This is a genomic window from Sorangium sp. So ce726 (assembly GCF_051521405.1).
GTDB lineage: Bacteria > Myxococcota_A > Polyangia > Polyangiales > Polyangiaceae > Sorangium.
Map to the genome: position 1 here is coordinate 292,663 of NZ_CP150349.1, position 10,844 is coordinate 303,506.

Below are 10,844 nucleotides of genomic sequence, written 5' to 3' on the forward strand. Positions count from 1 at the left end.
TCCTCGGATCGCTTCAGGATCACTTGCCGCCCAGGCTGGCTTCGAGGCGCAGCTCGACGTCCATGCCCTCGAACTGCACGTGCGGGAGGACCGAGATGACCGACTTGTACCAGCCGAACGGCCCGGGCTTCGGCTCGACGGTCACCGAGGTGGCCTTGAAGGGGTAGTAGCGGAGCGTGAGATCGTCCGGGTTGGTCACGGTGGTGACGTAGCCGGAGAGCCACTCGGCGAGCGACTTCTGGATGTAGTCGCCGTCCGCGGTCGATCCGATGTAGTCGCGCACCATCGCCTTGACGTAATGCGCGATGATCGTGATCGAGTAGGTGTACGCGAGGTTCGTGACGAGGAAGGAGTTCTTCGTCGCGACGTCCTCGAGGAAGTTCCTGCCCTTCTTCACGGACTGGGCGCTGAAGAACGTGCCGACCGCCTCGCCCTTCTTGTGCACGAGCGCGATGAGCCCGTTCCTCGCGAACTGGTACTCTCGGTAATCGGGGATCACGATCTCGACGGGCGGGAGGAACTCCTCCTTGCCGTCGATCCCGATGGCCTTCTTGCCGTAGACGATCTCGTCGTCCTTGCGCGTGTACGAGAAGACGGTGAGCCCGTCCACCCTGCCGCCGCCCTTCGGGCCGCGGATGTGCTGCGCCCACTCGCTCGTCGCGTACGAGCGGATGAGGTTCTTGCCGAACAGCACCACGGGGTTGCCCCAGAGGAAGTTGTTCTCGTCGCCCGGCCGCTCGGGGTGCACCGTCTCTTCATAGGCGATCTCGTTGCCGAGCTCGGGCTCTCCCGTCGAACCCCACGGCGTCCGGACGAGGTACCGCGGCAGGATCAGGCCGATGTAGGCGGCGTAGTCCTCGTCGCGGAAGGCGTCCCATTTGCCGTACTTCGGGTTGGACAGGACGGCGTCGAGATCGGCCAGATCGGCCACGTCCTGCATCGAGTCCTTGCCCATGAACTTGCTGTTCGCCGAGGCGAGGAACGGGCAGTGCGCGGACGCCGCGATCTTCGACATGGTCCGCAGCCACTTGATGTCGGCGCCGTCGCCCCGCACGTCCTCGAACTCGTAGAGGCCGAGCATGGTCGCGAACGGCTCCCCGCCGTACCGGTCGTACTCCTCGATGTAGACCTTGCGGAAGAGCGCGCTGGAGAAGATGTCGGAGTCGTGATCCAGGAAGTCGTTGCGCAGCTCCTCGCGCGTGACGTCCAGGAAATCGATCACGATGTTCTCCTGCTGCACGTACTGGCAGAGATCCTCGAGCCCCTTCCAGTTCCGCTCCAGCTCCTGGACCCCGGGGGCGTGGTAGATCTTGTCCAGGTATTCGCTGAGCTGTCGATCCACCTGGGCGCTGAGCTTCGAGCAGACGTCGAGGAGCTCGCTCAGGTTGGCGCCCTTGCCGGAATACAGCTTGAGCTTCGCGCCGGGCGCCAGAGGGCCGGTCGGCTTGGTCGTCACGATGTCCACGTTGAGGAGGAGCGCGGCGAGCTCGTTCATGAGCCTCGCGCCGTCGCTCACGGTGACGTCGTGATCGCGGAACTCGACCTTCGAGTAGCGCACGGGCGCGCCGTTCTGGGGGGCCGGGCCCTGCAGCTTGACGAGCGCCAGCGCCCCGTTCTTGTCGACCGTCTCTCCCACGGAGGAGCCGACCGCGCTGAGCACCGCCCTCTGGAGCTCCGGCGGGGCGCCCGGCGAGCCGTTGCCCGGTGCGCCGGGGGGCGCCGCGGACTTCACGATGGCGAGCTGCTGGTAGCCGGGCTGCAGAGCGGCCTGCAGGGCGAGGAGGCCTGACGTGTCGTTCTCCAGGGCGGCGCGCATCGTGTCGCGGAGCGCGGGCACGTTGCGCAGCTCGCTCTTGAGCGATCCGACCAGCTCGCTGATGATCCCGAGGCGGTTCAGCTCCGGGATGTTCGACGCGATGGTGTCCGGATTGAACGCAGCGATGGAGTCGAACGGCAGGACGCGCTCGGCGTTCAAGGGGATCTTGCCGTTCGGCACGACCGGCGGGATCGGCGAAAGGGGGGCGGCGTTCAACGCGTCCGACGACGTCTTCACGCCCTCGGCGCTGGTCTGGGCCCTGGTGGCGACGTCCTTCCGGACCTGGGTCCTGGCGTCGGTGGCGTCCGTGGCGGTGGCGTTCTGCCCCTTGGCGATCAAGGCGGCGAGCGCGTCGTGGGCCGCCTTCGCGGCGTTGGCGGCGTCCGTGGCGGCCCCGCCTGCCGACTTCGCGAAATCGATCAGATCGCGGGCCTTCTGCAGCGCGGCCTCCGCGTCGGCAGCGGCCTTGTCCAGATCCGCGCCGTTCTTGCCATCGAGCGCGGTGACCTTGGTCGCCGAGGCATCGGTGGCGGTCTTCGCGGTGTCCGCGGCGCCCTTGGCCGCGGCCGCAGCCTTGACCGAGGCGTCGGCGGCGTCCTTCGCGTCTTGCAGCGTCGTGGCGCCGAGGGCGGTCTTGACGGCGTCCGGCAGGGCATCGACGGTCAGGGCGTCGGTGGCGGTCTTCTGCGCGCCCGCGTCCGTGACCTGCTGAGTCGCTCGATCGACGGCCGCCGTCGCGTCCACGGTGAAGCCCTTCTGCTCGTCCGGGACCAGGCCTGCCCACTGATCCATCGTGATCGGCGTGGCCACGACCTTGGTGTCGTCCTGCTCGGATTTCTGGACGTAAAGCCTCGTCCTGAAGGCCCTCTCGCCCTTGCCGACCGTCTCGACCACGCCCGCGACGACGCCGACGGGCTCGTCCCGCGCCGGGATCGTGAACAGGCCGCGCACCTTGCCGCCGCCGCCGAGGCCCGCGTCGATCATCGTGGGCAGGCTGTCAGCGACGAGCTCGACCTGGGCGCCGAAGGAGAGCTTGCCGGCCACCTTGCAGAGGCCGTTCTGGTCCTCGGTGCTCGTGAAGCTCGCCGTGCCGGAGAGCTTCACTTGCACGCTCTCGGGCGTTCCCTCGGGCGCTTTGCTGGCCGGGAGAGCGCCAGTGAGCTGGAGGCCCGTGATGGTCCCGGGCAGGTCGGTGGCGAGCCACGGCTCGAGCTTCACATAGGGGAGCAGCTCCCCCATGAACTTGTCCACCCTGGCGCCCAGCACGCCGAAGACGTACGAGCGAATGGGCCTGTCATAGAGGGAGGGGAGGTTGGAGACCCGGTTTGCGTACTCACCTTCGGCGTGAGCGTGGTCCCCGGTGAAGTTGCCGAGCACGAGCAGCCGGAAGGGCAGCTTCTTCTGCGCCTCCGTCCCGCTGATGCGCGTCCGGTAGCGGAGCATCAGCCGGGAACGGAACCGTTCTGGGAAAGGATAGGGAAATTGATTGCTCACGATCTTCTCCTGGGCGCGGGCTCTCACACCGCGGAGCAGGCGTCACGAGCCTGACCGCCTTCCAGCGCGATACGGAAAGCATTTCACGGTCCAGCGTCCAGGGCCAAAGAAGCGCGGTGCAGCCCCGGTGCCCCTCGCTTCAATCGCCGCGCGAGCGCGGCGCGCGACCCTCGAAGATCAGGCGCACCTCGGGCCGCGAGGCCACGACGAGGGGCTCCACTCCCACCCTGCCGTCGCCGAGCCGGAGCGCCGCGCGCCCGTCCGGATCGACGAGCCAGACGCGGAGGAGCGCCTCGGTGGGGTCGAGCCCGCTCCATACCGTGTTTTCCAGCCGGCGCATCACCTCGACGGGCCAATCATTGTCGATCCACGTGTCGTTCCACGTCTTGTGGAGCACGACGTCGAACCCCCACGTCGGGGAGCGCACGGTGCCGCCGAGCATGGCCGAGCCGAGCGCCGCTCGCCCGAGCTCTGCCGCCATGGCGGCGAGGCTCTCGCTGAACATCCCTCGTCGGACGGAGACATGGAATTCGGGGAATGCCCGCGAAAAGAGCCAATGCAGCCCCGAGGGTGTCGCGAGCCGCGAGATCTGGCGTAGCCTGTCGCCGAGGTACCCCCCCGCCGGAGCGAGCCAGCCGCTCGAGCCGGGGTCGAGGGCTTCGAGCCTGTCGCGGAGGAGCGCCGCGTCGATGCACTCGATCAGCGTGAAGAGGGGCGGCCCGAGCAGCGGATCGGCCTCCAGCTCCCGGAAATACGACGGGAGCGCCGACGTGGCCGACCGGAGACCCAGGTTCAGCGTGATGGTCACTCCGGCGGGGCCGAACCCGATGGAGTCCACGGCCGAGGGCTGCGGCGCGGCGGACGAGCGGCCCCGGAGGTGGATGGGGCGGCCCGGAAAGAGGCGCTGAACGAGCCGGTAGAGCGCCCACGGCTCGAATCGCCGCGCGTGCTTCACGAGCGCCGACTCCAGCTCTCCCGCGGGGGGCGCGTCCGGCGGGCCGGAGGAGGCGGGCAATTCGGGCGCGGCCACCGCCGGTCACCCGTCCACGAAGGCGTCCAGATCCACCTGGTAGAGCTGCTCCAGCGCCTCCCACCGCGGGCTGCCCATCTCTTCCCAGCAGGGCGCGATCTCGTCGATGTGCGAGGAGAGCGCCTGGAAATAGGGCACGAAGACGTCGGGGAAGAACACCTTGGGATCGAAGCTCTTGAGGGTGCGACGGAGGTCGTCGGCGATGACCGCCGCCTTCGGATATTGCCCGCTCTCGACCAGCGTGCTGAAGGCGTCGAGCTTCCGGAGGAGGTGCGCGAACGCCGGCGAGATGCGCAGCGTGCCCGCAGGAGCAGAGGTGTCCGGCGCGCGCGCGGGAGCGACACGGGCGGGTACTGTCTCCGAGACGGGAGCTGGGTCGTCCTCGGGAGCCTCCGGGGCTTCGGGCGCGACGTGGGCCGGCGGCTCGGGCGCGGGCTCGGGCCGGGGGGCCGGCCTGGCGGGCGCGGCGATCTTATCGAAGTGTGTCCTCACGCGCGCCTCCAGCTCGGAGAGCGCGTCCGTCGAGCGCGGCGCCGGGAGCACCTGGGTGATGGCCTCTCGCAGCGCGGCCGAGGCGAGGAGCGCGGGGCCGCCGACGGCGTCGTGATCGGCGCGGCTCCACTGCTTGAAGGTCGCGTCCTTCATCCTCTCGTGGACGTCGATGTGCTGGACGAGCGTCCGGAAGAGCGTCGAATACGCCCCATCGACCGTCCGCTCCTTGCGCTCCGCGGGGCGCAGCGCGCTCCACCTCTCGGTGACGGCCTTCCGGAGGGAGGTGAAGATCGGCGCGAGCGCCGGGGGCCCTTGCTCCGCGAACAGGCCGAGCGCATACGCGGTGATGACGCGCACGTCGGTTACCCCTTTTTCGAGGGCGCTCCTGGCCAGATCCGCGCCGCCGATCGGGTCGTTCGCGATGGCGCTCTCGAGCGCGGGCAGGCGGCCGTCCTCGGCGTCCTTTCCGCCGCCTGAGAGCGCCTTGTCGGGGAGCGCGGGATCGAGCATGCCTCAGACGTCCATCACCTTGAATTGCCCCGGATTGAGCACCTGGATCACCCCGCCCCAGGAGCACATGAGCTTGCAGGAGACGTCGGTGGCCGGCGGCCCTTTGATCATCACCTTGGTGTTGCCCGGCAGCCACGTCCCGGCCGGGACCGGCACGCATGGCATGGGCGTGAGCACGCCCAGCGCGGCCGCGGTGGCCGAGGCGACGGTGGGATTGGCGAGCGAGGTGCAGGCGCCGAACGGGGGGATGGTCGCGATCGCCGCCATGTCGGCGATGTTCGCGGAGGGCGCGCTCGAGAGCACGCCCTTCACGGGGAGCACGGCGAGCGTCGAGGGGGCGAGCCCGAAGCTGCACATCATGGTCGCGCCGGCGACGACCTGGGGACCGGACATGGAAAGCGCTCCTCTCGCAGGAGCGCGAGCATGCCCGGGGGCGGCGGAGAGGTGAAGTTTTCGCTGACGGTCCAGAACCTGGCGACCCTCGACTTCTGGTCTGCGGGCGAGGGGACGCCGTGGTCGCGACGCCTCGTCCGGCGGCGTCATGCCGGCGTGAGCCGCCGCCGCAGCTCCACGAGCGCGGCGACTCCCGGGTTCGCGGCGCGCGCGTGGAGGCGGCCGGCGCGGTAGTTGGAGGCGCACCACTCCGGGTCGACCTTCTTGCCTTTCCCGCGTCCGTACAGCGGGAAGAGCTCCACCGCGTCCGGGGTGTAGTCTGGCCCGAGGCGCTCGCGGACGAGTTTGTCGATCGCGTCGGTGAAGCTCGGGTCGTTCTGCCGTGCGCCGATGAACACGCACAGCACGAACCGCGTGTCGCCGCGCGCGGCCGCGCCCGGCAAGGGCACCACGGCCGCGCCCTCGCAGAAGGGCAGCTCGCTCACCGCGAGCGACAAGGCCTCTCCCGGAAACACCCGCGCTGACCTCCGAGGGGTGAGCGTGCTGCCCCACAGGTACTCCGACGCGACGCGGGCGAGCAGGAAATACCCGTCCTTGTCCGGCTTGTCGCCGCGCCGCACGAACAGGCCGGCGTCGCCGGTCGTGGGCTTCTTCGTGGCGGGATCGAAGAGGTCCCACGGCACCCCGGGGGAAGGCAGCGTCTTGGCGTTGATCCCCTGAGGGCGCCGCGCCGAGAACAGCACGGTGCCCCCGGCGGCCGTGTCGATCAGCAGGTTGGAGAGGGGCAGCTTGCCGAGGTTATTTCCGGCGAGCGCGGCGCGCGTCTCCATCCAGTCGAGCGGCTCCCCCACGTCGCGGAACAGCGCCTTGAGCGAGCCCGGCCACGCGCGGGGCGAGGCGCGGAGCGCCGCGGTGGCGGACGCAGAGAGGCCGAGCACGTTGACGCCCTCCGCGTCGAGGACGGCGGGGGTCGACTGGAAGGTGGCGAGCGGGACAGACACATACGCCGCGCCCGCGAGCCACGCTGACAGCACCATGGGCAAGAAGGCCTGTTCGTGGTGGAACCCCGGCGCTGACAGCCGCTCTCCTGGCGCGAGGCGATGGACCAGCATCGCGTCCGAGAGGGCGCTGGAGACCACCGTCTCCGCGGGGACGAGGGTGGCTGTCCCGAACGGCGCGCGGAGGGGGGAGAGCGCGCCGAGGCACGGCTCCTTCGGGGCGTAGGCGTGCGGGCCCACGCCTGGGGCGCGCGGAGGGGCCGCGACCGGGAGCGCCTTCTTCGCGAGCTTCTCGCCCACCTTCGCGGGCGCCTTCGGATCGAGCACGACGTGGGCCGGCGCGAGGGCCTCCATGGCGGCTGCGAGCGCGAGATCGCCCTTGGGCGTTATCCAGGAGGCGCACGCGCCGGCGTACAGCGCGGCGGCGAGCGCCACGACGCCGGTCACGCCGGGCGGGAGGACGATCGCGATCGCGGCGCCGGGCTTGACGCCGAGGGGCGTCCACGCCGCGGCGAGCGCGGAGGCCCGCGCGTGGAGCTCGGAGAAGCGGAGCCGCGCCGGGACCCCTCGACTCGGCACCTCGACGAAGGCGATCCTGTCCGAGGCGGCGTGTCGCAGCACGGCGTCGGCGTAGACGTCATAGGCTGTTCCAGCGCGGCTCTTGAGCGTGCCAGTCCGCTCCGCGGCGAAGGCGAAGAGGGCGCGCCGGAACGCCGCGGGGTCTTCCCACGTGGCCGAGAGCGGCCCGGGATCCGGGCTCTCGTCCTCGCGGCGCAGCTCGACCGAGCGGAGCAGGGCGGCGAGATCGATCGGCATCCCGCGCTCGTAACCGAGGAGGCGCTGTCGGGTCAAATCCGCGGAGCTTCTCCCGTGAACAGCGATCGCTCTGGTTCCGCGTGTCAGGAATCCCGCCACGGATCTATCTCGCGAACGAAGAGAGATTTTGACGCAAAGACGCCAAGAGCGCAAAGACGCAAAAATGCAAAAAATGGACAGAATTTGTTCTTTTTTGCGCCTTTGCGCCTTTGCGCCTTTGCGTTGAAATCTCTCGCGAGCATCCCTGGCCGGACCTCTGACGGGCGGAACCAGCGCGTGTCCGGCTCAGGGATCGATCACGAGCGTTCCAAACGCCTCGGGGACATGGAAGTTCGGCTTGCTCGTGCGGGGCGGGCTCCACGCGAGGTACTGCCGCGGATCCTTGCCCTCCATCCGGTACAGGTTCATGGGCAGCCGCGCGTTCGGGGCGAGCGCGCCCACGATCCCCGGCGCCGCCAGCAGCGCCTCGATGACGGCCGTGCGCGCCCGCGCGTCCTGGCTCGTCGCGATCGTCGCGCCGCTCGACCACGCCGTGTCTTCCTGGCGCGCGTCGCGGTCGATCGCGATATCGAAGAAATGGCCGAACGGGCCGATCTCCACCTCGAAATACCGCCTTGGCGCGCTCGGGGCCGGCGTCAGGAAGAGCTCGATGCAATCCTCTTTGTAAAGCCCCTTCCTCTCCGCGCCGACGGGCTTCGAGCGATCCGTGTTGAGCCCCGCGCTCGAGAGCTCGAAGAGCGCGTGGAGCCCCTGTTTCGACCAGAGGAAGCGCGCCCGCGTGGCGACCCCGGTGCGCTTGCCGGCATAGTCGGTCTCCCACTGCACGGCCTTCGCGCGGCTCCATGCCGCGTCGTCGGCCTTCCCGTCGAGCACGACCTGCTCTCCCGGCGGCAGCGGCGACGCGTGCGCCTCCGGCTTGGCGGGGCCTCCGTCGGATCCGCCGCCCTGCTCACCGCCGGGCGCCTTCTGCGAGGCCGGCGGCGCGGGATCGAGCCCCTTCGCGGGCCCGCCGGGCAAGGGCGCCTGTCCGGGCTCCCAGTCGAGCCGGAAGGGCGCCATCGCCTTGTAGTGGACGGGCCTTGGGCTCTTCAGGAGCTCTGCCCCATCTCCCGTGATCGCCGTCGCCTTGAGATCCAGCCCGAAGCGCTTCGCCGCGGCGTCGATGAGCGGCGAGGTCCTGTGGCCGCCGAGCTCGCGCGCGAGCGCGGGGCTGTTCCACACGCCGAGGAGCTCCGCCGCCACGCGGTCGACCCGCACCGGGTTCGTGCCGCCGATGGCCACCATCTCCGCCGTGGGGTGCAGGACCTGGAAGCCGTCTCCGCCCATCGCCGGCGCACCGTCGCCGAGCACCGCGTCCGGCGCCGATATTTCGAGCACGTCGACCATCCGCTCGGCGAAGACGCGGAGCGACGACAAGTAAAGAGCTCTGTCCTCCTGGCCAGCGGACTTCGTGTCCAGGTACTCCTTGAGCTCCCTGTGCATCCTCCACTTCTGCTTGTAGGCAGGCGCGCTGTCCGACAGCATGACCGTGCCCTGCATGCCCTTGATACCGACAGAGATGACCGCGTACCGGTGCATCTTGAGCCGGGGGAGCGACAGGAAGAGCCCGTGGTCGAGGTGCTCGGCCAGCACCTTCGGCATGAGCAGCGTCGGGACGTGGGTCGCCTGGATGCCGCGGATGGCGAGGGGCTTTCCGGGCTTGTCCCCGGCGACGTCGTAGACCCCGTCGTCGTCCATCGCGACGAGCGCGGCGCCCTCCTCCGCGGCCATCGCCTCATAGCCGGTGCGCTGCGCGATGTCCTTCCAGAACTTGTGTGAGTGGCCGCAGCCCTCCGCGATCGTGATCTTCGTGTGTCCGCGCGCCTTGAGGCACTGGACGACGCCTCGCACGAACTCCGGCTGGGTGATCCGGCCGGTCACGCCGTCGTCGCCCTTGGACTTCGCCGGGTCCTTCACGCTGTCGAACCCGCAGATGTTCGGCTTGAGGAGCACGGGAGTCGCCGCGGGGCGCCTCGGCACCACCGCCTCGCAGATGCGCTTGCCGAGCTCCAGGGGACCCTGGCCGCGGAGCACGGTCACGGCCGAGTCGTCGGCCTTGATGCGCTCGACGTGCCGCTTCCTGAGGGCGGCGCCGTCGATGCTGTCCGACGCGATCACCGAGGGCCCGGCCTCGTAGCGCTGCGACGCGCCCGCGACCACGTCGCTCGACGCGCTCGGCACCGCGGTCGGGACGGCCGGGTGCGCGGAGGCGGCGGCGAACGAGGAGGCCGTTGGCGCCGGCGCCGGCGAGGACGCCGCCGCGTCGGGCGGCGGCGCCTCGGCCGCGGGCCCGCCGTCGCCGGGCGGCCCGCCTGGCTCCCGCCGCCGGTCCCCGCAGCCCGCGAGGACGGCGAGCAGCGCCGGGAGCGCCGCGATCGCGAGGGAAGAACGCCGCTTCCGGCGGCCGTGCATCGCCCGTGTCGTGTTCATGCTCGCGGAGCACGATGGGGCGAAACGACGGCGGCGAGAAGGAAGAATTTTGATGCAGCTCACGTATTCCAGTGCAGTCGCGGAATGAACGGGTGTGTGGCCCTGTTGGCGTGGAATTTACTTCCAGTGGCGATTCTTACGAAGGGAGGACAGGATGAAATCCGCTTCTCGTGTGTTCTCGGCTGTGATCGTGACGTCCCTGCTGGCGCTGTCCGCGTGCGGCGATGACGGCGGAAACAGCGATGGCGGAGGCGCCTCGTGCGGAGAGGTCGCGGCGTGCGGCGGCGATCCGACAGGTTCGTGGACGATCGATGAGACGTGCCTCGATTCCTCGATGTTCGAGGGGCTCTTCGAGGGCTGTGACGCGGAGATCGACCTCAGCGACTTCGATATGAGCGGGCGCGCCGAGTTCCGGGCCGATAACACCTATGTCACGACCGGCACGCTGCAAGGGCCGCTGAGGGTGGTGTACCCCCCGGCGTGTCTCACGGTCGAGGACACCACGGTCACGTGCGCGCAGCTCAACGACGTGCTGCAGCAGCAAGCGGCTGAGGGCGACTCGCCGTTCACGTCGGCTCAGTGTGCCTCTGCGGGCACCGGCTGCGCGTGTACGCTGGTCTTCGCGCCGAGCACGTCGACGACGACGGGCACCTGGTCGGTCTCCGGCTCCACGTTGACCCTCGAGTCCGAGGGCGAAGAGCCCGAGGAGAACCCGTTCTGCGCCCAGGGATCCTCGCTCACGATGGGCTTCCCGATATCGACGGGAGCGGACGCCTCGGGGACCATCAAGCACTACGTGAGGTTCACGAAGGAGTGAGCCGCGGCG

At 69.8% G+C, this 10,844-nt stretch carries 7 protein-coding genes; 1 reads left to right on the top strand and 6 read right to left on the bottom strand.

Features of this window, described 5'->3' with window-relative positions; genetic code table 11:
• Positions 1 to 19: 19 nt before the first annotated feature.
• From tssC to WME79_RS01155, 6 genes are all read right to left on the bottom strand, one after another.
• The gene (gene tssC / locus WME79_RS01130) at positions 20 to 3,310 is read right to left on the bottom strand and encodes a type VI secretion system contractile sheath large subunit (RefSeq protein ID WP_437531108.1); all 3,291 of its coding nucleotides are present in this window, start codon (positions 3,308 to 3,310) and stop codon (positions 20 to 22) included.
• A gap of 139 nt (positions 3,311 to 3,449) precedes the next feature.
• A complete protein-coding gene (locus WME79_RS01135) occupies positions 3,450 to 4,340 on the bottom strand; it encodes a hypothetical protein (protein WP_437531110.1) in 891 nt (296 codons plus the stop codon).
• Between the two features lie 6 nt (positions 4,341 to 4,346).
• On the bottom strand, positions 4,347 to 5,342 hold the full coding sequence (locus WME79_RS01140) for a type VI secretion system protein IglI family protein (RefSeq protein WP_437531112.1): 996 nt from the start codon (positions 5,340 to 5,342) through the stop codon (positions 4,347 to 4,349).
• A 3-nt stretch (positions 5,343 to 5,345) separates the two neighbouring features.
• Positions 5,346 to 5,735, bottom strand: a complete 390-nt coding sequence (locus WME79_RS01145) for a DUF4280 domain-containing protein (protein WP_437297278.1) — start codon at positions 5,733 to 5,735, stop codon at positions 5,346 to 5,348.
• Positions 5,736 to 5,881: 146 nt separating this feature from the next.
• Positions 5,882 to 7,585, bottom strand: a complete 1,704-nt coding sequence (locus WME79_RS01150; RefSeq protein ID WP_437531114.1) for an AMP-binding protein — start codon at positions 7,583 to 7,585, stop codon at positions 5,882 to 5,884.
• 249 nt (positions 7,586 to 7,834) lie between these two features.
• Positions 7,835 to 10,018, bottom strand: coding sequence for a DUF362 domain-containing protein (locus WME79_RS01155; protein WP_437531116.1), 2,184 nt, complete (start codon positions 10,016 to 10,018; stop codon positions 7,835 to 7,837).
• Positions 10,019 to 10,172: 154 nt separating this feature from the next.
• Between WME79_RS01155 and WME79_RS01160 the strand changes: the two genes are divergently transcribed.
• Positions 10,173 to 10,835 carry a hypothetical protein gene (locus tag WME79_RS01160; protein ID WP_437531118.1) on the top strand — a complete coding sequence of 221 codons (663 nt, stop codon included), beginning with the start codon at positions 10,173 to 10,175 and terminating at the stop codon, positions 10,833 to 10,835.
• Positions 10,836 to 10,844 lie beyond the last annotated feature (9 nt).